We start from the raw sequence: 21,718 nt of genomic DNA on the forward strand, positions 1-21,718 counted from the left end.
CATGGCGGAGACCGTGACATCCAAGAACATGGCCCTGGCCAAGGCGATCAACGAGTCGCTGCGCCGTGCCCTGGACACCGACCCCAAGGTCCTCGTCATGGGCGAGGACGTCGGCAAGCTCGGCGGCGTGTTCCGGGTGACGGACGGGCTGCAGAAGGACTTCGGCGAGAGCCGCGTCATCGACACCCCGCTCGCCGAGTCGGGCATCGTCGGCACGGCGATCGGCCTCGCCCTGCGCGGCTACCGTCCGGTGGTCGAGATCCAGTTCGACGGTTTCGTCTTCCCGGCGTACGACCAGATCGTCACGCAGCTGGCGAAGATGCACGCCCGTTCGCTGGGCAAGGTGAAGCTCCCGGTCGTCGTGCGCATCCCCTACGGCGGCGGCATCGGCGCGGTCGAGCACCACTCCGAGTCCCCCGAGGCGCTGTTCGCCCATGTGGCGGGCCTGAAAGTGGTCTCCCCGTCCGACGCGTCGGACGCGTACTGGATGATGCAGCAGGCCATCCAGAGCGACGACCCGGTGATCTTCTTCGAGCCCAAGCGGCGCTACTGGGACAAGGCCGAGGTCAACACCGAGGCGATCCCCGGACCGCTGCACACCGCGCGCGTGGTCCGTGAGGGCACCGACCTGACGCTGGCGGCCTACGGGCCGATGGTGAAGCTCTGCCGGGAGGTCGCGGACGCCGCCGCCGAGGAGGGCCGCTCCCTGGAGGTGCTGGACCTGCGCTCGGTCTCCCCGCTCGACTTCGACTCGATCCAGGCGTCGGTGGAGAAGACCCGCCGCCTGGTCGTCGTCCACGAGGCACCGGTGTTCTTCGGTTCGGGCGCGGAGATCGCCGCGCGGATCACGGAGCGCTGCTTCTACCACCTGGAGGCCCCGGTCCTGCGGGTGGGCGGCTACCACGCCCCGTACCCGCCGGCCCGCCTGGAGGAGTCCTACCTCCCGGACCTGGACCGGGTGCTGGACGCCGTCGACCGCTCGCTGGCGTACTGAGGGAGAGGGTCGTGACGACGATGACGAACGCGTCCGTACGCGAGTTCAAGATGCCGGACGTGGGCGAGGGCCTCACCGAGGCCGAGATCCTCAAGTGGTACGTCCAGCCCGGTGACACGGTCACCGACGGCCAGGTGGTGTGCGAGGTCGAGACGGCGAAGGCGGCCGTCGAACTCCCCATCCCCTACAACGGCGTGGTCCGCGAGCTGCACTTCCCCGAGGGCACCACGGTGGACGTGGGCACGTCCATCATCGCGGTGGACGTCTCGGGCGGCGCGGCCCCGGCGGCGGAGGCGCCCGCCCCGGTCGCCGAGCCCGCTGCCGCACCGGCCGAGCAGCCGGCGAAGCCGGAAGCGGAGCCGGCGACGGGCTCGGGCCGCCAGCCCGTGCTGGTCGGCTACGGCGTGGCGACGTCCGCCACACGCCGCCGCCCCCGCAAGGCGGCGCCCGAGGTCTTCGCCCGGCAGGCGGCGGCCACGGTGGTCCAGGCGGAGCTGAACGGCCACACCCCGGCCCCGGCACCCGCCCCGGCGCCCCCCGTCGGGCAGCCGGTCGCCGACGGACGGCTGCGCCCGCTGGCCAAGCCGCCGGTGCGCAAGCTGGCGAAGGACCTCGGCGTCGACCTGGCGACGGTCACCCCGACCGGTCCGGACGGCATCATCACCCGCGAGGACGTCCACGCGGCGGTGGCCGCGACCCCGGCCCCCGAGGCCCCGGTTGCCGTCCCGGCTGCCCCGGCCCCGACTCCGGCCCCGGTGTCGTACGACACGGCGCGCGAGACCCGCGTCCCGGTCAAGGGCGTCCGCAAGGCGACGGCGGCCGCGATGGTCGGCTCGGCGTTCACGGCGCCGCACGTCACGGAGTTCGTGACGGTCGACGTGACACGCACGATGAAGCTGGTCGAGGAGCTCAAGCAGGACAAGGAGTTCACCGGCCTGCGGGTGAGCCCCCTGCTGCTGATCGCCAAGGCCCTGCTGGTCGCGATCAGGCGCAACCCCGAGGTCAACGCCTCGTGGGACGAGGCGGCCCAGGAGATCGTGGTCAAGCACTACGTCAACCTGGGCATCGCGGCGGCCACCCCGCGCGGCCTGATCGTCCCGAACATCAAGGACGCCCACGCCAAGACGCTGCCCCAGCTCGCCGAGTCCCTGGGCGAGCTGGTGTCCACGGCGCGGGAGGGCAGGACCTCCCCGTCCGCGATGCAGAACGGCACCGTGACGATCACCAACGTCGGTGTCTTCGGTGTCGACACGGGCACGCCGATCCTCAACCCCGGCGAGTCGGCGATCCTCGCCGTCGGCGCGATCAAGCTCCAGCCGTGGGTCCACAAGGGCAAGGTGAAGCCCCGTCAGGTCACCACCCTGGCCCTGAGCTTCGACCACCGCCTGGTCGACGGCGAACTCGGCTCCAAGGTCCTGGCCGACGTGGCCGCGATCCTGGAACAGCCGAAACGGTTGATCAGCTGGGCGTGACGGGAGCCGATCGGGTAGCGTCAGGGACCTGAAGGGGGCGGTCGCAACTACTTTTTGCGACCGCCCCCTTCGCCCTGTCCCAGGGCGTCTGACGCCCGATCAGGGCTCAGACCTGGTGGAGCACATACACGGGTGTCCCGTCCTCCGCGCCACCCTGTGACCGGATGCAGGCGTGCTTGCGCAGCATGCGCAGGCACTCGTTCACACGACGCACCGGCAGACCCGTGCGGGCCGCGATCGATTCGAGCGGCTCACGGAGCTCGCCCCTCTCGACGAGAACGGGAGCGATCACCACGGCCACCGCCCACACGTCCTCCGTCACGGACAGCCGCTGCCGCCAGTCGGCCAGGACCGTTTCGGTGGTGGGCGGCGCAGTGGGGTGGGCCTTGAGCGGCCGGCGTTCGAGGACGAGGGCGTCGAACCGGTCCGCGATGCGTTCCATCGCCCGGACCATGGCCTGCTGCACGGCGAGGGTCGACTGCTGCACGGCGAGCGTGCCCTGCTGTGCGGCCAGCATCTCCCTCTGCAGGGCCAGCGTCTCCTTGTGCAAAGCGATCGATTCGCGCTGCCCGTCGGCCAGCTCCTCATCCAGCTGAAGGTTGTGCGCTTCCAGCCGGACGATGGCCTCGGCGACCTGTTCCGGCATGGCGTAGGCGAGGGGAGCCCCCGGCTCGGGTGACTGCACCTCGGCCTCGTCGAGAGAGTAGGAGCCCTCGCGCTGCACGGTCTCGATGACTTCGGCGACCCATTGCTTGAAGGGGGCACAAGCCGGTTTGGTGCAGGCGTTGACGAGGAGAATGAGACCTTGGAGAGAGATGACGTGCAAGTCTCGACGCCACCCTCTACCTGCGGGAATGCTGAGACCGTAACCTCCAGTTACGGTCTCGAGCATTTCTCGGTGCTCGTCGGGAACATGGTCTGCGAGGGCCTTCCGAGAGTTGGTGTGGCCGAGTTCCTTGCAGACGTCCACCGCCGGGAACCAGTGGCTTCCGTCCGGCATCGTCAGCCTCCGCACCCGGGCGCCGGTCGCCGCGTACACGAAGTCGCTGACGTCGATCGCCTCATGCCGCTCGACGTGCTTCGGTCGTTTGCTGGGTTCGTTCATGTGAACCACCTCCGCTGCGGAACGTAGAGCGGGGCGAAGTGAATATGCCAGCCCGTTCGAGGATGTTCACGACTGCGAGCGAAGAGGGGCGAAACCGCTGTTCCGGCCGACGGGAGGGTGTATGGCGGATGGCAACGTGGGGCGGGGAAAGGGGCCCACCGGAAGGGGTGGGCCCCGCGTGCGCGGGTCGCTTACCCGGAGACGCCCTGGCTGTCCGTCCGGGTGGACAGCAGGTGTCCGAACAGTCCGCCGGCGCGGAGCCAGTCCAGTTCCAACGGGGTGTCGATGCGACAGGTGGCGACGCCGTCCCACAGCACGTGGTCGCCGCGGCGGACCCGGACGGTGGCGTTCGTCGAGGAGGCGAGGTCGTCGATGCCGAGGAGGTCGATCTCCTCGGTGCCGTCGAACAGGTCGGGGGACGGGCCGTCCCACTGGACCGGCAGGATGCCGAGGGCGACCAGGTTGGTGCGGTGGATGCGTTCGAAGCTCCGTGCCAGCACGGCGCGTACGCCGAGGAGCCGAGTGACCTTGGCCGCCCAGTCGCGTGCGGAGCCCGCTCCGTACAGGTCGCCCGCCACGACGACGAGCGGGGTGTCCCGCGAGCGGTGGTGCTCGGCCGCGATGTGGACGGGCACCGGGGGCTCGTCGGGCGCGGTACGGGTCCAGCCGCCTTCCCGGTCGGGGGCCAGGTGGTTGGACAGGCGCGGGTTCGCGAAGCCGCCCCTGATCATGACGTCGTGGTTGAGGCGGCGGGAGCTGAAGGTGCCCAGAGCCCGTTCGTCGACTCCTCGCTCGATCAGCCATCGGCCCGCGGCGGAGTCGGGCAGGATCCGTGCGACCGGCGAGATGTGGTCGGTGGTCACCGCGTCACCGAGCACCAGCAACGGACGGGCGCCCAGCAACTCTCCGCCGACCGCCGGTCCGGTCAGGTCCGCGTCGGTGAACGGGGGCCGTCGGATGCTGCCGGCTTCGCCGTCCCAGGGGTAGGTGTCGTCCCGTGGACGGTCGAGCGCCAGCCATCGCTCGGTGGTCAGGGGCCGGAGGGCTCCGCGTCCCAGCGAAGCGGCCTCATGGGCGGACAGCAGCTCGTCGATCTCACTCTCGTCCGGCCAGAGGTCGGCGAGGACGATCGGTGAGCCGTCGGCGGCATGACCGAGGGGGTCGACCTCCAGGTTCGTCCGGACGTTGCCCGCCAACGCGTAGGCCACGACCATGGCCGGCGAGGCGAGGTAGGCGTGCGCGACCTCGGGGTGGATGCGGCCGGTGAAGTTGCGGTTCCCGGAGAGGACCGCGGCCAGGGCGGTGTCCTCGGCCCGCGCCGTCGCATCGAGTGCCGGGCTCAGGGGACCGGAGTTGCCCATGCAGGTGCCGCACCCGAATCCCGCGACGTGGAAGCCGAGTTCGTCGAGGTACTTCTGCAGACCGGCCGAGGTCAGGAGGTCCGCCGCCGACCTGGAGCCCGGTGTCAGTGAGGTCTTCGTCCAGGCCGCCGACCGGAGACCCGCTTCGACCGCGTTGCGCGCCAGGAGGCCTGCGGCGAGCAGGGAGCGCGGGTTCGAGGTGTTGGTGCAGCTGGTGATCGCCGCGATGGCCACGTCGCCGTCCTGGGGCCGGCCGGCGCCACGGGATGCGGGGACCTCGGCCGGGCTGAGCGCTTCGTGGGGCCGCGCGGGGCCTGCGAGGGTGGTCGAGATCGAGTCCAGTGCGACGGTCAGCTCGGTGTCGTAGCGCGGGACCGGGACGGCCGGACTGTGCAGCAGGCCCTGTGCCTTCAAGTACTGCTCGGTCAGGTGGACCTGTTCGGGCGAACGACCGGTGGTCGCCAGGTAGGCGATGGTGCGGCGGTCGGCCGGGAACCACGCCATGGTCGCGCCGTACTCCGGAGCCATGTTGGCGACCGTCGCGCGATCGGGCACCGACAGCGAGGTGAGGCCGGGACCGTGGAATTCCACGATGGACCCCACGACGTTCAGCTCACGCAGTCGTTCGGCCAGGGTCAGGGCCAGGTCGGAGGCGAAGACACCCGGGGCGAGCCGTCCGGTGAGCTCCACACCGACGACGTGCGGCACACGGATCATGATGGCCTGACCGAGCGCGGCGGCGGTGGCCTCGATCCCTCCCACCCCCCAGCCGGTGACGCCCAGGGCATTGATCATCGTGGTGTGCGAGTCGGTTCCGACCAGTGCGTCGAGCGCGGCGATCCGCGTGCCGTCGGACTCCTCGGTGGTCACCACCGGGGCGAGGACCTCGAGGTTCAGCTGGTGGCAGATGCCCACGCCGGGAGGCACGACCCGGAGTCCGGGAAGCCGTTCCTGGGCCCACCGCAGGAATCGGTAGCGATCGTGGTGCCGCGCGTACTCCAGGTCGATGTTGCGTGGCGCCGCGGCCCCGCTCGCGTACTCGTCCACCTCCAGGGCGTGGTCGACGACCAGGTCGAGCGGCAGCACCGGCTCGAGCGCCGAGCCGTCCAGGCCGTCGGCGGCGGCCCGCTCGAGCAGGGTGATCAGGTCGGCCAGGACCGGAATGCCGGACGCGTCCTGCAGGAGGACCCGGCCGGGGAAGAACGGGACCGCCGCGGTTTCGTCCCGTCGAGTGATCGCGTGTACATGCTCGGGGCACACCTGCGGATGTCCCTGGTGGCGCAGGATGCCCTCCACCAGCGTCCTCAGCGACCAGGGCAGGTCACTGAGGGGCCCGGCGCCGTTGGCCTCGGCGGCGGCCAGACTGTAGTACTGCAGGGGAACCCCGGGTGCGCCCTCGACCGGCAGCTCCCTGAGGCACCCGAACGCGTCCGGCGCGGTGAACTGCGTGCTCATGGCGTGTCCGTGGTCTCGGTGGTCTCGGTGGTCCATGTACGTTCCGCGTGGCCGGCATAGGTCGGGAGGAGCGGCGGAGGCATCGGACCCTTGATACGGCGGCCGCTCTGGGACTCCTCCCAGCTGTGGGCCAGCACGCCGACGGACCTCGACAGGATGAAGAGTCCACGGGCGAGTTCGGGGGCGAAGCCGAGCTCGGCGTAGATCACGGCGGTGGCGCCGTCGATGTTCATCGGGACGGGGCGTTCCCGCCCGACCGACAGCTGGGCCTCCAGCTCCTGGGCCGCGGCGAGGTGATGACCGGCGACGACCCCGGCGTCGACGGCTTCCTGGACGAACTCCAGGAGCGGGTCCCGGCGCGGGTCGCGGGGGTGGAACCGGTGGCCGAAACCGGGGATGTAGGCGCGGCGTTCGCGGTGGGCGGCGACCTCGGCGGCAACGGCCTCCTGCAGGGAGACCGCGGCGGGGGAGGAGACCCCGTCAGCGCCCTCACCGCCCCCGCCGCCTCCGCTCGCGGTGACCAGTCGCTGCAGCAGTTCGACGCATTGCTGCCCGGCGCCCCCATGGACGTCCCCGAGCAGTCCGACACCGGTGGACATCGCGCCGTGCAACCCCACACCGCACGTGGCGGCCATGCGGGCCGCCGCGATGGAGGGCGCCTGGGGTCCGTGGTCCACCGCGGCCACGAGTGCCTTCTCCAGAAGGGCCGCCTGGGCGGGGGAGGGCATCGAGCCGCGGACCATGGTCCAGATGGTCTCCACGAAGCTTGCCCGGCGGATGAGGTCCTGGACCGGGTAGCCGCGGAACCGGATGACGCCGGGCTCGATGTCCGACACCTCGGTGGTCCACCAGTCGGCCACCTTGCGGGTGGTCACGGCGTCGAGTGCCGCGGCGCGTGCCGGCGTGGTCCGGTCCACGGGCTCGTTCCGGCCCGCGCCTGCGCTGTCGGTGGTGTCCGTTCGGGTTCTCATATGGCTCCCTCCTCGCGGAAGTCCTCGATCTGGTCGGCGGTGAACCCGATCTCGCGCAGGATCTCCCCGGTGTGCTCGCCGAGTGCGGGGGGCGGCGAGGAGGGTTTCACCGCCTGCCCGTCGACATGGGTCGGCAGTCCCAGGACCTGGACGGTTCCGGCCGGTGCGACGGGCATCGGCACCTCGGAGACCAGTTCCCGGTGCTCGACCTGTGCCGAGGTGAGCGTTTCGGGGACCGACATCACCGGAGCGGCCGGGACCCCCGTGTCCAGCAGGACCTCGTCCCATTCGGCGGCGGTCCTCTCCTTGAGCGAGATCTCGAGCTCGTCGCGCAGGAGTTCGCGGTTGCGCTTGCGGTCCTCGCGGGTGACGAAGCGGGGATCGGTGACGAGTTCCTCGCGATCGAGGACCGTGCACAGCGCCTCGAACTGTTCCTGCTTGTTGGCCGCGATGTTGAGCATGCCGTCAGCGGTGGCGAAACTGCCCGACGGCGCCGAGGTCATGTTCTCGTTGCCCATGGGTACGGGTTCCTGGCCGGTCACCAGGTGGTTGGAGACCACCCAGCCCATGGAGGTGATGGCCGCGTCCAGCATGGAGGTGTCGAGACGGGCGCCCTGTCCCGTCTGCCGCTGTCTGACGACGGCGGCGCACACGGCCATGGCGGCGGCGAGGCCGCCGAAGCTGTCGCAGACCGGGTAGCCGACGCGCAAAGGCGCGGACCGGGTGTCACCGGTCACGCTCATGATGCCGGAGAGGCCCTGGATCACCTGGTCGTACGCCGGGCGGCCGCGCATCGGCCCGGTGGCGCCGAAGCCGGAGACGGCACAGTAGATCAGACGGGGGTTCAGTTCCCGCAGTCGCTCCCAGCCGAAGCCGAGGCGCTCGAGGACCCCTGGACGGAAGTTCTCCAGGAGCACGTCGGCATCGGCCAGCAGTTGTTCGAACACCTTCTTGCCGCCGCCGGTCTTGAGGTTGACCGTCACGGACCGTTTCCCGGAGTTCTGGGCGAGGAAGGAGACGCCCATCCGGGCAGCGCTCAGTTCGGGATCGGCGCCGAGCTGGCGTGCCAGGTCACCGCTCCCGGGTGTCTCCACCTTGATCACGTCGGCGCCGAGCAGGGCGAGTTGATAACCGGCGAACGGTCCGGCGAGCACATTGGTCATGTCCAGGACTCGAACGCCCTGGAGCAGGTCTGCGGTCACAGGAAGGCCTCCACGGTGCCGAGCCCGACAGCGCTGATCTGCCGGGCTGCTTCGGTTGCGGCGTCGACGTACTGGGTGACTCGGTCGGCGGTGAACCGTGAGGTGGGGCCGCTCATGGAGAGCGCGGCGAGGAGACGACCGTCGGCGGCCGTGATCGGAGCCGCCACCGCGGAGGCGCCCAGTTCGCGATCGCCGTGCGTGATGGCGAAGCCGGCCTCGCGGGTGCTCGCGGCCCCGGTGCGCAGGTCCTTCGCGTCGACGCGTGCGTCCTGTTCGGACAGGGCGTCCAGCACGGTGTCCGGGCAGCCACCGAGGAGCACTCGGGCCGCGGCACCCCCGGTCATGGGGTACGGCTCACCGACTCGCACCACGCTCCGTACGGTCGTGGTGCCCTCGACCTGGGCCACGCAGATGCGGTGCAGATCCTGGCGGATGTAGATGTTCACCGTCTCGCCGCACTCGTCGCGCAGGGCCGTCATCACCTGCCGGGCCTCGGCGCCCACCTCCCACATCGCCTCGGCCAGCTTGACCCACCGCAGGAACGCGGGACCGACGCTGTAGGTCGATTCGCCGGGGCTGGTGATGATCCCCGGGGTGCTGAGCGTGCTGAGCAGACGGACGACCGTCGACTTGGGCAGACCGGTGAACTCGACGAGTTCACGCAGTGAGCGGACCCTGTGCTCGCCGTCGAAAGCTCTCAGGAGGTCGAAGGCACGAGTCACGCTGCGCACGCCGCCGTCGGCTGCGGCCGCTGAAGGCAATGTCATGTCGCCAGCATAGGTCCATCAGGTGGTTCACGTAAACCATCTAATGGATTGAACATGCATTGACGTGGCGAGTTCCCCGTGATTCCATCCGTGACACGCGCCACAGAACCGTCAGGTGATTAAAGCGAACCATCCAGTGGTCAGCGCAGACTGGCGAGGAGAACCCATGACCATCACCTCGAACCTCGAGGAACAGCACAGAACCGAAGCCGGCGATCCGAGCATGGCGCGGCGAGCCGCCGTCGCCGGCGGTGTCGGCACCGTCATCGAGTACTACGACTTCAGCGTGTACGGCTTCCTCGCGCTGACCCTGGCACCGTTGTTCTTCCCCCAGCAGGACCCGGCCACGGCGACGTTGGCGGCGCTGGCCCTGTTCGCCTCGTCCTACGTGGTGCGGCCGGTCGGCGGATGGTTCTTCGGCATCCTCGGCGACAAGCGGGGCCGGCGCTTCTCGCTCGTGGCGACCGTCCTGCTCATGTCCGCTGCCTGCGTCGCGATGGGCCTGCTGCCCACGCACACCGACATCGGTATTGCGGCGACGGTGGCGATCGTCCTGGTGCGCCTGGTGCAGGGATTCGCGGCCGGCGGCGAGATCGGCGGCGCGGCCACGTATGTCGCCGAACTCGCGCCTCCCGGACGCCGTGGCCTGTACGGCAGCTCGACCGCGATCGGGGCGACGCTCGGCTTCGCCGTGGCCGCGGCCGTGGTGGGAGCGGTCCGCCTCGGGGTGAGTCCCGAGCAGATGGCGTCCTGGGGGTGGCGGGTCCCGTTCCTGCTGTCGGCCGTCTTCGCCGTCCTGGCCATGTGGGCGCGGCTGCGCATCGAGGACAGCCCGAAGTTCAAGGAACTGGAGGAGCGTCGCGACGGAGCGGCCGTGGAGAAGCGCCCGCTGGTGTCGGTGATCCGGGACCACCCGGTCTCGGTGCTGCGCGTGCTCGGCCTCTCGATCGCCCTGAACGGAACCGTCTACATCGGGCTCACCTACTTCGGGATCTTCCTGGAGCTGAAGGGCAATGTCTCGCCCACCGCGGTGTCCTGGACCGCTGCCGCGGGCATCGCGCTCGCGGCCGTGACCTACCCGTTGCCCGGCCTGCTCTCGGACAGGTTCGACCGGAAGCCCATCCTGGTCACCGCCTACCTCGCGTTCATGGTGATCGCCTGGCCCGCGTTCCTCGTCCTGTCCGACACGAGCAGCCTGCTGGCGATCGGCCTCGTCTACTTCGTCTTCATGTTCTTCAGCGGATGGGTGCAGGTGCCCACCTGGGCGCTGGTCGCCGAACTCTTCCCGACGAAGGTCCGCTTCACCGGCATCGCGCTGGGATACAACCTGGGGGCGATCGTCGCCGGCGGAACCGCGCCGTTCATCGCCGAGAGCCTCGTGCAGGGCACCGGGTACGACACCAGCCCCGCGGGCTGGATCATCCTGGTCGCACTGATCGGCCTGCTCAGCGTCGCCTCAGTGGGACGGACCGCCTCCAAGTCGCTTCCGCACCTCTGAGGGAGAGGGGAACCCATGGGCAACACCACGGAGAACAGCCACATCGCACCGCCTGACCCCACCCTCGATCCCGAGGAGCGGATCGCCCGCTTCGTGGCCCACACGCAAGCCGCCGACATTCCCGCGGACGTGCTCGACGTCGCCCACCAGGTCCTGAGGACCGTGTGCGGTACCGCGGTCGCGGGAGCAGCGCAGGACGGGATCGCCGAACTCCGGCAGTTGGTCGTCACCCAAGGGGGGCGAGCGGAGGCCAGGTCCTTCGTCCACGGAGACCGCCTGACGGCCCAGAGCGCCGCGCTGCTCAACGGCTCCATGGCGCGTGCGCTGGACTACTGCGACACCATGGTGCCCGGACTGCACCTCGGGTCCTCGGTCGTGCCCGCGGCATTCGCCGCCGCGGAGCTGCGCGGCGGCTGCACCGGGGCCGAACTCCTGGCCGCGCTGGCCGTGGGTCTCGAGGCAGGTGTGCGGTTCAACCTCACCGAGGAGCAGTACGGCGGGCTGGATCCGACGGGCGTCGCCGGCCTGATGGGAGCCACCGCTGCCGCGGCGCGGGCCGCCGGTCTCGACGCGGAGCACACGCTGCACGCGCTGGCCCTCTCCTTCAACCGTTGTTCGGCGAGTTTCCAGAGCAATGTCGACGCGTCCCTGGCGGTGCGGCTCATCCAGGGATGGACCGCCGCCTCGGCCGTGCAGAGCGTGCAGTTCGCCCAGGCCGGACTGACCGGGCCCCGTCACTTCATCTCCGGCCCCTTCGGATACGCGCGGCTGTACGCACGGGGCGAGCGCTCCCCGGAGTCGTTCGCCGACCGGATCGGCCGTCACTACGATCTGGGGGGGATCTTCTTCAAGAAGTACCCGAGTTGCGGGCTCACCCAGGGAGTCACCGAGTCGGCCCTCCTGGCGCTGGGGGACGGCTCGGTGAACACGCGGGAGATCGAGCGGGTGGACGTCTTCCTGCCCGACTTCGCCTTCAAGCTCATCGGCAAACCCTTCGAGGCCGGTACCAACCCGCGGGTCAACGCCCAGTTCAGTGCGCAGTACTGCGCTGCGAACGCTCTGGAGCGGGGATCGTCGTCGATCGAGCACTTCGAACCCGAACGAGTCGCCGAACTGGGCGCATCCGCCATGATCTCGCGGATCCACGTGCACTTCGACCCCGCGCTCACCGGCCATTCGGCGTCGCGGTTCGAGCTGCGCACCGCCGACGGAGGCCGGTGGGTCAGAACCCTCGAGATCGGTCCGGGATATCCGGGCAACCCGCTCACTCCTGAGGATCACGCGCGGGGGTTCGACGACTGCGTGGGCTACGCGCCCTGGGGCCTGCGGTCCGAACAGGTGCGGGACCTGAAGAGAATGACCTCGGACCTCGCCGCGGTCCAGGACGTCCGTGATGTCGTGTCCGCGTTGATCAGTCCGAGCGCGGTGCCACTGGCGACCTGTGGGAGTCGTGCGGCGTGAACGAGGGAGGAGTCCGTGCGGATCGATTCCGCACGGACTCCTTGCCGTTGTGCCAGGCTCGTCGGGTCAGGCCGTATCAGGCCGTATCAGGCCGTGACGGGGCGGATCGGAGTCGGCTGGGTCCGGCGCCGTCCCCTCCGCCGGCCCACCGCCCCGGGCTGCTCGGCGCCGTCGACCGGGTATTCGGCGCGTCGGCCACGACCGAGACCTTCACACGGTCGCCCCAGGAGCGGCATGATCATCACAACGGGGAAGCGGGGCAGGCCGCATGGCCTGCCTAGACTGTTTCCCGAGCAGAAGAGACCGCGCAGCCACGGATGTGAGACAGCCGTCTCGCATCGACAAGACTCCGGGAGGCCACCCCATGAGCGACGAGCTCGATGAGTTCTTTGTCGAGGAGGTCGAGGGGGGCGACGGGGAGAAGTCCAAGACGCTGAACCTGGCCGACAACCCGACCGTCCTCCTGGTGTGGGCCGCCAACCGTTTCAACCGGAGCTTCTCCCGGCATTACCAGAACGAGTTCGGCATCAGCGCGATGGAGTGGCGGATGCTGGTGATGCTCTGCAAGGAACCGGACGTCCCGGTGACCGCCGCCAGCCCTGCCGTGGGCTACGACAAGGGCGCGGTCAGCCGGTCGCTGAGCAAGCTCGCCAAGCTCGGCCTGGCGGAGGCCAAGGTCCTCGGCAACAACCCGCGCAACCGGCTGTGGCACCTCACGCCCGCGGGGTACGAACTCCACGACCGGATCCTCAGGTCGGCTCTGGAACGCCACAAGCAGGTACTCGCCGGATTCACTCCCCAGGACGTGGAGAAGTTCAACGAGATGCTCAGGCTCTTCGGCGAGAACGCCGAGAACCTGCCGGGGTGACGGCAAGCCGGGGCCGGCGCCGTGGGAACGGCGCCGGCCCCGGCCGGAACACCGCCTCAGGCGGGACGCCGCTGATCCTCGACCACTCCGAGCGGTGTCGGCACGACGGTGCCCGTGGTGTCGAGGAGCGGGCCGATCCAGTCCGTCGCCCGGGCCTGGTAGTTGTTGATCGCGTGGGTCTGCGTCGCCATGAGGTCCGTCAGATAACGCCCGAACGGCTGGGCGTTGTAGATGCCGGTGCCGCCCGCGACGCGGTACAACTCGGTGCCGTACCGGGCCGCGCGTGCGGGGATGTGCGCGGACTGGAAGCGGAACTCCTCCAGTCGCTCGGCGCTGACCTCGGGACCTCCGCCGGCTTCGGAGATCATCGCGGCGTAGTTGGCGTACAGCCGCCCCTTCGCCTCCGAAACGAAGGAGTAGGCCTCGGCCAGCGCGAGGGCGGTGGCCGGGTCGACCCTGGGCCGGCGCTTGCCCCTGTTGAACTCCACCAGGGCGTCCGCCATGCCCTTCAGGGCGCCGAGCGCCGTCGGTGCCTGGGTGGCCCGTGAGAAGACCTGGAAGAACGGGAGCCTGAACAGCAGACCCGTGTTGAGCGCCAGGCCCGGTGCGGTTCTCCGGTGCACCTCGGTCCAGGTCAGGCTCCGGTGGTCGGGAACGAACGCGTCCTCGACCACGATGTCGTTGCTGCCGGTGGCCCGCAGGCCGGACACGTCCCAGTTGTGGACGATCTCGTAGTCCTCGCGCGGGAGCAGCAGCACGTGGCTGCCGACCGGCCCCGGTCCGGGGGTCGGTTCGCCCTCGATGTTGGCCCCGAGCAGCGCCCAGTCGCAGTAGTCGCTGCCGGAGGAGAAGGACCACCGTCCGGACAGGCGGTACCCGCCGTCCACCCGCCTGGCCGTCTGGGGTGCGTACGGCGAGCTGATCAGGGTGGTCGTGTCCGAGGACCAGACGTCGGACTGTGCGCGGGGGTCGAAGAAACCCAGGTGGAAGTGGTGGATGCCGACCACGCCCAGGACCCACCCCACCGAGGGGTCGCCCTCGGCGAGGACGGAGGTCACCTCGAAGGACTCGATGGGAGTCAGCTCGTACCCCCCGTGGGCCCGGGGCTGCAGCATCTGGAAGAAGCCGGCCCGCTGCATGTCCGCGATCGTCTCGGGCAGCAGCCGGTCCTGCCGGGCCTGCCGCGCCGCTCGCTCCTTGAGGACCGGGACCAGGTCCCGGGCCCGCCGCACCAGCGGTGAGGCGCTGAAGTCGCCCAGGAGGAACGCGTGGACGTCCCCGGTCGGTTCGGCATCGCCGGTCAACCGGTCTGGAGGCAGCGCGAGGAGCTCGGTCATGGGGCGTTCCTTTCCGCGGTCGTGCAAGGCTGCTGTGGCAGGTCCACTGTCGGGACGTGTGAGGGGCTCACCCGGGCCCGGGCCGGGTCGGCTGCTGATCGGCGGATACGTTGACCTCGCGGACCTCGCGGACCTCGCGGACCTCGCGGGCCCGGTCGCGCAGGGTGGCGTCTGCCCTCAGGAGGTGTTTGGCGACCTTCCCGGTCGGCGTGAGCGGCATGTCTTGGGTGAGGAGGACGTAGCGGGGCCGCTTGATCCGGGCCAGCCGGGCGCCGCAGAAGTCGGCGACCTCCTGCTCGGTCAGGAGGGAGTCCGCACGGGGCGTGGCGACCAGCAGGATGTCCTCGTCGCCCATTTCGGACGGCACTCCGACCGCGGCCGCCAGCACCACCTCCGGATGCTCGGCGACCACCCTGTCGAGCTCGGCTCCGGAGACGTTCTCGCCCCGCCGGCGGATGATGTCCTTCTTCCGCGCGACGAAGTAGTACCAGCCGTCCTCGTCCCGTCGCACCAGATCGCCGGTCCTGAACCAGTCGCCCTCGAAGGCGTCGGCCGTCTGCTCGGGTTCGCGGAAGTACTCCAGCATCACGATGGGCGTTCGTACCCAGAGCTCCCCGACCTCGCCGTCGGGAACGTCCGCACCGGCTTCGTCCACGATGCGGCACCGCGCCCACGGCCGTGCGGGATCAGGATGCCGGCAGAGCCTGCCCATGCTGCCCGGCCTGGCCTCCGCGTCGTACGGGGTGCTCAGGATGCCCGGGATCTCGGTCATGCCGTACCCGCCCACCAGGTGGGGCACCTCGAACCGCTCCCGGAACGCTCGCGTGCTCGCCTGCCGGATCCCGTAGATCTTGCGCAGACCGTGGCCGGGCACGTACTCGTCGCGGGGCCGGTTGAGCAGGATCGCGCTGATCGCCTCGATCATGTTGACCTGCGTCGCGCCGAGCCGCTTGACCGTGGGCCAGAAGCGCGAGGCGGAGAAGCGCGGTTCCAGCAGGAGGGTGGCACCGGCGGCGAGCGCTCCGGCCACGGAATAGAGCAGGCCGTTGACGTGGAACAGCGGAAGGATGGTGAGCACCCGGTCGTGCGGCTGCAGCCGCACCCGCTCCACGAAGCTCTCCCCGGCGGCGATCACGCTCTGCTGGCTGTGCAGGACGCCCTTCGGGAAACCGGTGGTCCCCGAGGTGTAGATCATGACGCACGGAGCCTGCCGGTCACCGCCGCTCAGCTCGATCGGCTCGGCGTCGAGGAGCCCGCCGTCGAGCCGCTGGATCCAGGCGGAGCTGTCGACGTCGTCGCGCGCGGCCTCGGCGACCGGTTCGGCGACCTCGTCGCAGAGGATCGCCCGGGCACCCGACTGGCGGAGCACGTAGGCCGCTTCCTCCACCTTGAAGTCGGGGTTGACGGGCACGAACACCGCACCCAGCCCGGCGGCGGCCAGCAGGACGAGTACGTGCCAGTCGCTGTTGCGGCCCATGACGAGCACCCGGTCCCCGGCCTCCACCCCCCTGTGCCGGAGGTGGCCGGCCAGCCGTCCCGCCGCGTCGGCGGCCTGGGCCCAGGTCCACGACCGCTCACCGCACACCAGCATCGGGCGGTCCGGATCCGCCGCGGCCCGGCCGGCCACCAGGTCGGTCAGGGTGTCATCGTGCTCCCGGTAGAGCGCGAGCACCTCGGCCGAGGTGTACCGATCTCCCGACTCATCAGTCATGCGTGGTCTCCTGGGGATCCGAGTACGGGATGCCCTCCCTGGTGAGCTGCCAGATGGTGCGGGCGGAGGGCTGGGCGAACTCCTCCACCACATGGCCGAGCAGACCGCCGGCCCGGGACACCACGGCGAGTCCGCGACCGGCCTTCAGCGGGATCCCGATCTCCAGGAACAGCGCGGCGATGGCCCCCGTGGCGTTGATGGTGAGGTGACGGCCGCCCCGGGCCGCGTCCACCTCGCGGCTCAGCCGCCGCAGCAGGTCGACGTAGCGGCCGGTGATCCCGTTCTCCTCGGCCACCCGGAGGAGGGTGACCGCGCGCGGGTCGTCGGGCTTGTGCAGGCGGTGCCCGAATCCCGGTACCGGCCGCTTGGCGCTCACGTACTCCTGCGCCACGCGCTCGCAGTAGGTGTCCGGGTCCTCGCCGCTCTCGACACCCTCCACCAGCAGTTCGGCGCAGCCCTCCATGGTCCCGGCGAACACCGGCCCGACCGACAGCAGGCCGGCGGCGATCGCCACCTGCACGTCGTCCGGCACGCTGTCGGCTGCCAGCCTGGTGATGATCGACGTGGGGGTCCACCCGTGCTCCATGAGCGTGACCAGGCAGGCGTCGAGAACCCGTGCTTCGGGCGGCGTGGGCATCCGGCCGACGGACAGGAAGTAGATCATGTCCGTGAAGCTGTGCCGGCCGATGAGGTCCTCGCACAGGTCCTTCCCGCGGACGGTGATCGAGGTCGCGTCGGAGGTCGCGATGTGGGTGCGGCTGCCGGTCACTGTGCGGTTCCTGACTCCGGTGCCGGCGCGGAGCCGACCAGTTCGTCGTGATACTCGTCGAGCGCGGGCGCCGTGGTGCCGAAGCCGGCTCGCACGCCGTTGATGCTCAGGGGCAGTCCGGTGAGCTTGAGCCGGTCGTCGGCGTTGTCCAGGACGATGTCCATGGCGTGGGTCTGGGGGTGCTCCAGCACCTGCGGGATCGAATGGATGGGTGCGCACGGCACGCCGGCGCGCTCCAGACACGCGATCCAGTCGGCGACGGTGCTGCGGCCGACGAGTTCGGAGATGAGCGGGAGCAGCGTGGCCCGGTTCTCGTTGCGCGCGGCGTTCGTGGCGAAGCGGGGGTCGCTCGCCCACTCGGGCTTCTCCAGGGCCGCGGCCAGCTTGGCGAACAGGCGGTCGTTGCCCGCGGCGATGATGAACGGGCCGTCCGCAGCCTCGAACGCGCCGTAGGGAGTCAACGAGTTGTGACCGGTACCGACCCGGGGCGGGATGGTGCCGGTCGCCCCGTAGTCCGCGATGTGCCGTCCCGCCCAGCTGACGGCCGTCTCCAGCAAGGAGGTCCTCACCTCACCGCCGACCCCCGTCGACTGGCGTTCCAGGACCGCGGCGAGCACGCCGATCACGGTCCACATGCCCGTTCCGAGGTCGACGACCGACGGGCCCACCCGGGAGGGCGGACCGCTCGGGTCGCCGTTGATGGCGATGAGACCGGAGAAGGCCTGCAGCAGCGGTTCGTAGCCGGGGCGGTTCGCCATCGGACCGGTGTGACCGAACGCTGACATCGAGCAGTAGATCAGCCGGGGGTTCACGGCCCTGAGCGTCTCGGCGTCGGCCCCGAGCTTGTTCTCGACGCCCGGGCGCAGGTTGTGGATGAAGACGTCGGCGTCGCGGATGAGGTCGAGGAAGACCTTGTAGTCGGCCTCGTCGTCCAGCGACAGCACGACGGACCGCTTGTTCCGGTTCATCATGTGGAAACTGACCGAGCTGTCGCCCACGAACGGCGGGCCCCAGCCGCGCGCGTCGTCTCCGCCGGGCTTCTCGACCTTGATGACCTCGGCGCCGAGGTCACCGAGAATCAACGAGGCGTACGGGGCGGCCAGGTTCTGGCCCATCTCGACGACCTTCAGGCCCGGAAGCATTCCGAGCGGATTACCCGCTCCCTCGTTTCCCCGAACTCCCACAGCTTTCTCCTAGCGGCTTGGGCCCGGGCACTGGAGAACCCGGCGCGAACCAATCACGTTGTTGTGGTGTCAACAACATCCTCAGGTCATCTTGTTGTGTTGTCAACAGCAATCCGGGGCGCTTCGTCGACCGCTCGGATTCCGGTACGGAATTCCGACGCGGGGAAGCGCCCCGGATGCTCGTGGCAGTGGCAGTGGCAGTGGCAGTGGCAGTGGCAGTGGCTCAGCGGTCGGCCATCGACTCCTGCGGCTCCGCGGAGCGGTCGGTGAGGAAGAAGGCCGTCACCAGACTGATCAGCGCCATTCCCATCAGGTACGGCGCGACCGCGATGACCGTGCCGAATCCCTGCGTCAGCGCCTCGGCGATCATCGGCGCGAACGCGCCACCGAGGACGGCGCCGACGGCGTAGGCGAGCGACACCCCGGAGAGCCTGATCCTGGCCGGGAACATCTCCGCGAAGAGCGCCGACTGGGGGCCGTAGGTCAGGCCCAGCGGCACCGCCAGGGTCAGCAGGGCCACGCCGACGCCCGGTCCGGTGCCCTGACTGAGCAGCCAGAACTGCGGGAGGAGCAGCACGAACAGCAGCGAGTAGCCGAACTTGTAGACGACCGGACGGCCGGAGAGGTCACTCCACCGCGCGCCGACGTAGGTGAACGCGATCCACACGGCGCTGGCCGCGAAGAGCCACATCAGCACCTGAGCGCGAGGAAGGTCATGGGCGCTGGTCACATAGGCCAGCGCGAAGCCGCCGACGATCATGTAGCCGGCGGCGATGTTGCCCACCATCGTGGCGGCGGCCTTCAGGACCTTGGTGCCGTGGGCGCTGAACAGCTCGCGCAGGGGCGTCTTCGCCTTGGCCTTCGACTCCTCGAGTTCGGTGAAGACCGGCGACTCGGCGACCTGGGACCGCACGTACTGCCCCACCACGACCAGCACGACGGAGAAGAGGAACGGCAGTCGCCAGCCCCACGCGTCGAAGGCCTCCTTGCCGAGCAGGGCGTTGAAGGCGCCCATCACGGTGATGGCGAGCATCATCCCGAGCGGCACGCCCATCTGCGGGAAGGACCCCATCCGTCCTCGGTGACCGGTCCTGGCGTGTTCCACGGCGAGCATGGCCGCGCCGCCCCACTCGCCACCGGCGGAGAGCCCCTGGAGGCAGCGCAGGAGGATGAGCAGGATCGGGGCCGCGATTCCGATGGCCGCGGTCGTCGGCAGCAGGCCGACCAGCGTGGTCGACACGCCCATCAGCCCGAGCGTCAGCACCAGGACGATGCGACGGCCGAACCGGTCGCCCAGATAACCCGAGACGACGGCGCCGAGCGGACGGAAGAAGAAGCTCACCCCGGCGGTCGCCAGGGCGGTGAGCTGGCTCCACTGGCCGAGCCCGCTGAAGAAGAGGTCACCGAAGAGCAGGGCCGCGACCTGCGCGTAGACCAGGAAGTCGTACCACTCGATGGTGGTGCCCACCAGCGTGGCGTAGACGACCCGGCGGCGTTGCTTCTGCTCGCCCCCTGGAGCGGGGCCGGTCGCCAGGGCGACCGACGCTTTGGGCTCAGCGGTCTGATTCGCTTCCATGACGTCCTCTCTCGACTGGATACCGCTACGGAAGTGCCGCCCCCGAACCGACGATGAGCCGCGACACGAGAAGGCTCGTTCCGGGCACGGGACAGTGCGGCTCAGCAAGGTGTTGAGTGATCAAGGGCACACGCTCTCCCCCCTTTCTTGACTTGTCAAGAGTCAATTTGACAACTGCGGAAAAGGCGCACCTGTCCGCAGTCGGGAGCTCCAGGGTCTCCGTGAGCCTCGCTCGCGGCCGGTCGGCGGGGTTCGGCGACCCCCTGGCCGGCGCGATCGCGTGCCGGTCGGGCCTTGCGCCGCCTCGGTCGCCGAGATCCGTTGACAAATCATCAACCGCCGGGACAGACTCGGCCACCTGTTGACGAAACAACAAGCGGTCGTTGTGGCCGCTGAGGGAGGGTGGAGACGGATGGCGGTGGTGGATCAGCGACCGGCGGCCGCGCGATGCCCCGTGACCAGTGGTTTCAGGCCGTTCGACCACGACGGCACCTACGAGTTCTTCTCGACGGCCCGTCGCGAGGCGCCGGTGTTCTACAACGAGGAGACCGACTACTGGGTCGTCACGAAGCGGGAGGACGTCCTCTCGGTGTTCAAGGACCCCGAGCGCTTCTCCGCCTCGAACGTCCTGGACTCGCTGGAGGGCTACCCCGAGGAACTGACCCGGTTCCTCGCCGACAACGGCTTCACCGTCGAACCGGTGCAGTCCAACACGGACCGGCCCCGGCACACCCGGATCCGGCAGAGCGCCGGCCAGTTCCTCAACCCCAAGCGCTATCGCGAGTACGAGCCGCGGATCCGCGAGCTGGTGCAGGAGTACGTGGCCGGCCTGCGCGGCAAGGACGAGGTCGACATCGTCGCCGAGCTGACGCACGAGATGCCCGCGCGCGTGGTGTTCATGCTCCTCGGTGTCGACGACGTGGACCCCCTGATGATCAAGCGGTGGGCGCTCAACCGCGCCACGATGATCTGGGGCAAGCCGACCCGGCAGGAAATGATCGATGCCGGCCATGAGCTGAACGACTTCTTCCACTTCTGCAAGGAGATCGTCGAGGACCGCAAACGGGCACCGCGCGACGACTACCCCAGCAAACTGCTGGAACTGCGCGGGGGCGACGACTCGGTACTGACCGAGAACGAGATCGTCTGCCTGGTGTTCGCGCTGCTGCTGGCCGGTCACGAGGCCGTGACCAACGGTCTGACCATCAGCATCCTCACGCTGCTGGAGAACCGCGGGACCTGGGAGGAACTGGTCGCGGATCCGGCACTGATCCCGCGTGCGATCGAGGAGGTCCTCCGGCACAGCACCCCGGTCATGACCTGGCGGCGCAGGGCCCTCGAGGACGTCGAACTCAGCGGCGTGACCATCCCCGCGGGAGGCAAGGTCCTGCTGAGCCTGGCATCGGCGAACCACGACGAGGACCGGTACGAACGGCCGTCGGACTTCGACATCCACCGCCCCGACGCACGAGGTCACCTGTCCTTCGGATACGGCATCCACGTGTGCATGGGCGCCCCTCTGGCACGCATCGAAATGAAGATCGTGCTGGAAGAACTCATCAACGCCTTCCCCGGCATGGAGCTGGTGAAGGGACAACGACCCGCATGGACGAAGACGATGGCCCACCGCGGTCCGCAGAGTCTGCTGGTCCGGCTTGGAGGTTCTGACCATGGCTGAGGTGACCTGGATCACCACCGACGGCGAGCGCATCACCGCCGAGGTCGACGACGGCGTCAACCTGATGGAGGCAGCCGTGGCCAACGGCGTGCCCGGCATCGTCGGTGAGTGCGGTGGCGGGATGATGTGCGCCACCTGCCACGTCTACGTCGAGTCCGACCACCGGACCGGCGAGCCCGGCCCGATCGAGGCCGACCTGCTGGACTTCGCCGACGCTCCTCGACGCGACGGCAGCCGGCTGAGCTGCCAGATCTCCGCCCGGCCCGAACTGGACGGAATCACCGTCGAAGTACCGCCGGCCTGGTGACG

The 21,718-nt window shown here is 69.8% G+C and carries 17 protein-coding genes; 7 read left to right on the forward strand and 10 right to left on the reverse strand.

Annotated elements, in window-relative coordinates:
• The first annotated feature begins 1 nt into the window (after nt 1).
• Nucleotides 2–994 carry an alpha-ketoacid dehydrogenase subunit beta gene (locus AB0I73_RS03760; protein ID WP_202274881.1) on the forward strand — a complete coding sequence of 331 codons (993 nt, stop codon included), beginning with the start codon at nt 2–4 and terminating at the stop codon, nt 992–994.
• 11 nt (nt 995–1,005) lie between these two features.
• Complete coding sequence (locus AB0I73_RS03765; protein ID WP_363033407.1) at nt 1,006–2,466, forward strand: dihydrolipoamide acetyltransferase family protein; 1,461 nt, start codon at nt 1,006–1,008, stop codon at nt 2,464–2,466.
• Between the two features lie 106 nt (nt 2,467–2,572).
• Here the strand turns inward: AB0I73_RS03765 and AB0I73_RS03770 are convergent, their stop codons facing one another.
• The 5 genes from AB0I73_RS03770 to AB0I73_RS03790 all read right to left on the reverse strand — a co-directional run bounded on the left by AB0I73_RS03770 (nt 2,573) and on the right by AB0I73_RS03790 (nt 9,327).
• Nucleotides 2,573–3,571: a Bro-N domain-containing protein gene (locus AB0I73_RS03770; protein ID WP_363033409.1), complete on the reverse strand. Its 999-nt coding sequence runs from the start codon at nt 3,569–3,571 to the stop codon at nt 2,573–2,575.
• Nucleotides 3,572–3,762: 191 nt separating this feature from the next.
• Nucleotides 3,763–6,387, reverse strand: coding sequence for an aconitate hydratase AcnA (gene acnA, locus AB0I73_RS03775; protein WP_363033411.1), 2,625 nt, complete (start codon nt 6,385–6,387; stop codon nt 3,763–3,765).
• Nucleotides 6,384–7,358 (reverse strand): citryl-CoA lyase, encoded by a 975-nt coding sequence (locus AB0I73_RS03780; RefSeq protein ID WP_363033413.1) that lies wholly within the window; start codon nt 7,356–7,358, stop codon nt 6,384–6,386. Before AB0I73_RS03780 ends, acnA begins: the two co-directional genes overlap by 4 nt.
• Nucleotides 7,355–8,560 carry a CaiB/BaiF CoA-transferase family protein gene (locus AB0I73_RS03785; RefSeq protein WP_363033415.1) on the reverse strand — a complete coding sequence of 402 codons (1,206 nt, stop codon included), beginning with the start codon at nt 8,558–8,560 and terminating at the stop codon, nt 7,355–7,357. The genes AB0I73_RS03780 and AB0I73_RS03785 overlap by 4 nt, the downstream gene beginning before the upstream one ends.
• Entirely contained in the window at nt 8,557–9,327 is a 771-nt protein-coding gene (locus tag AB0I73_RS03790; RefSeq protein ID WP_363033417.1) for an IclR family transcriptional regulator, read from the reverse strand. The genes AB0I73_RS03785 and AB0I73_RS03790 overlap by 4 nt, the downstream gene beginning before the upstream one ends.
• Before the next feature lie 166 nt (nt 9,328–9,493).
• Between AB0I73_RS03790 and AB0I73_RS03795 the strand changes: the two genes are divergently transcribed.
• The 3 genes from AB0I73_RS03795 to AB0I73_RS03805 all read left to right on the forward strand — a co-directional run bounded on the left by AB0I73_RS03795 (nt 9,494) and on the right by AB0I73_RS03805 (nt 13,154).
• Nucleotides 9,494–10,825: an MFS transporter gene (locus AB0I73_RS03795; RefSeq protein WP_363033419.1), complete on the forward strand. Its 1,332-nt coding sequence runs from the start codon at nt 9,494–9,496 to the stop codon at nt 10,823–10,825.
• A gap of 15 nt (nt 10,826–10,840) precedes the next feature.
• The gene (locus AB0I73_RS03800; protein ID WP_363033421.1) at nt 10,841–12,286 is read left to right on the forward strand and encodes an MmgE/PrpD family protein; all 1,446 of its coding nucleotides are present in this window, start codon (nt 10,841–10,843) and stop codon (nt 12,284–12,286) included.
• Nucleotides 12,287–12,650: 364 nt separating this feature from the next.
• Nucleotides 12,651–13,154, forward strand: a complete 504-nt coding sequence (locus AB0I73_RS03805) for a MarR family winged helix-turn-helix transcriptional regulator (protein WP_363033423.1) — start codon at nt 12,651–12,653, stop codon at nt 13,152–13,154.
• A 56-nt stretch (nt 13,155–13,210) separates the two neighbouring features.
• Here AB0I73_RS03805 and AB0I73_RS03810 read toward each other — a convergent pair whose 3' ends face one another.
• From AB0I73_RS03810 to AB0I73_RS03830, 5 genes are all read right to left on the reverse strand, one after another.
• Nucleotides 13,211–14,491 carry an acyl-CoA dehydrogenase gene (locus tag AB0I73_RS03810; protein WP_363033425.1) on the reverse strand — a complete coding sequence of 427 codons (1,281 nt, stop codon included), beginning with the start codon at nt 14,489–14,491 and terminating at the stop codon, nt 13,211–13,213.
• Between the two features lie 67 nt (nt 14,492–14,558).
• Nucleotides 14,559–16,202, reverse strand: a complete 1,644-nt coding sequence (locus AB0I73_RS03815; protein ID WP_363033427.1) for an AMP-binding protein — start codon at nt 16,200–16,202, stop codon at nt 14,559–14,561.
• A complete protein-coding gene (locus AB0I73_RS03820; protein ID WP_363033429.1) occupies nt 16,195–16,971 on the reverse strand; it encodes a citryl-CoA lyase in 777 nt (258 codons plus the stop codon). Before AB0I73_RS03820 ends, AB0I73_RS03815 begins: the two co-directional genes overlap by 8 nt.
• A complete protein-coding gene (locus tag AB0I73_RS03825) occupies nt 16,968–18,113 on the reverse strand; it encodes a CoA transferase (protein WP_363033431.1) in 1,146 nt (381 codons plus the stop codon). Before AB0I73_RS03825 ends, AB0I73_RS03820 begins: the two co-directional genes overlap by 4 nt.
• A 265-nt stretch (nt 18,114–18,378) precedes the next feature.
• Complete coding sequence (locus AB0I73_RS03830; RefSeq protein WP_363033433.1) at nt 18,379–19,731, reverse strand: MFS transporter; 1,353 nt, start codon at nt 19,729–19,731, stop codon at nt 18,379–18,381.
• A gap of 454 nt (nt 19,732–20,185) precedes the next feature.
• Here AB0I73_RS03830 and AB0I73_RS03835 point away from each other — a divergent pair, with 454 nt between their 5' ends.
• Together AB0I73_RS03835 and AB0I73_RS03840 are read left to right on the forward strand one after the other, a co-directional pair.
• On the forward strand, nt 20,186–21,409 hold the full coding sequence (locus AB0I73_RS03835) for a cytochrome P450 (protein WP_363033435.1): 1,224 nt from the start codon (nt 20,186–20,188) through the stop codon (nt 21,407–21,409).
• On the forward strand, nt 21,402–21,716 hold the full coding sequence (locus AB0I73_RS03840; RefSeq protein ID WP_363033437.1) for a 2Fe-2S iron-sulfur cluster-binding protein: 315 nt from the start codon (nt 21,402–21,404) through the stop codon (nt 21,714–21,716). The genes AB0I73_RS03835 and AB0I73_RS03840 overlap by 8 nt, the downstream gene beginning before the upstream one ends.
• The last annotated feature ends 2 nt before the right edge of the window (nt 21,717–21,718 follow it).

It is taken from the genome of Streptomyces sp. NPDC050388, assembly GCF_040655635.1.
Lineage (GTDB): Bacteria > Actinomycetota > Actinomycetes > Streptomycetales > Streptomycetaceae > Streptomyces.

Excerpts from the sequence above, each read along its gene's own strand:
- AB0I73_RS03840 (WP_363033437.1), top strand. The coding sequence starts at position 21,402 with ATGGCTGAGGTGACCTGGATCACCACCGACGGCGAGCGCATCACCGCC.
- AB0I73_RS03780 (WP_363033413.1), bottom strand. The coding sequence starts at position 7,358 with ATGAGAACCCGAACGGACACCACCGACAGCGCAGGCGCGGGCCGGAAC.
- AB0I73_RS03815 (WP_363033427.1), bottom strand. The coding sequence starts at position 16,202 with ATGACTGATGAGTCGGGAGATCGGTACACCTCGGCCGAGGTGCTCGCG.
- AB0I73_RS03795 (WP_363033419.1), top strand. The coding sequence starts at position 9,494 with ATGACCATCACCTCGAACCTCGAGGAACAGCACAGAACCGAAGCCGGC.
- AB0I73_RS03770 (WP_363033409.1), bottom strand. The coding sequence starts at position 3,571 with ATGAACGAACCCAGCAAACGACCGAAGCACGTCGAGCGGCATGAGGCG.
- AB0I73_RS03800 (WP_363033421.1), top strand. The coding sequence starts at position 10,841 with ATGGGCAACACCACGGAGAACAGCCACATCGCACCGCCTGACCCCACC.
- AB0I73_RS03790 (WP_363033417.1), bottom strand. The coding sequence starts at position 9,327 with ATGACATTGCCTTCAGCGGCCGCAGCCGACGGCGGCGTGCGCAGCGTG.
- AB0I73_RS03805 (WP_363033423.1), top strand. The coding sequence starts at position 12,651 with ATGAGCGACGAGCTCGATGAGTTCTTTGTCGAGGAGGTCGAGGGGGGC.
- AB0I73_RS03810 (WP_363033425.1), bottom strand. The coding sequence starts at position 14,491 with ATGACCGAGCTCCTCGCGCTGCCTCCAGACCGGTTGACCGGCGATGCC.
- AB0I73_RS03825 (WP_363033431.1), bottom strand. The coding sequence starts at position 18,113 with ATGCTTCCGGGCCTGAAGGTCGTCGAGATGGGCCAGAACCTGGCCGCC.
- AB0I73_RS03760 (WP_202274881.1), top strand. The coding sequence starts at position 2 with ATGGCGGAGACCGTGACATCCAAGAACATGGCCCTGGCCAAGGCGATC.
- acnA (WP_363033411.1), bottom strand. The coding sequence starts at position 6,387 with ATGAGCACGCAGTTCACCGCGCCGGACGCGTTCGGGTGCCTCAGGGAG.
- AB0I73_RS03830 (WP_363033433.1), bottom strand. The coding sequence starts at position 19,731 with ATGGAAGCGAATCAGACCGCTGAGCCCAAAGCGTCGGTCGCCCTGGCG.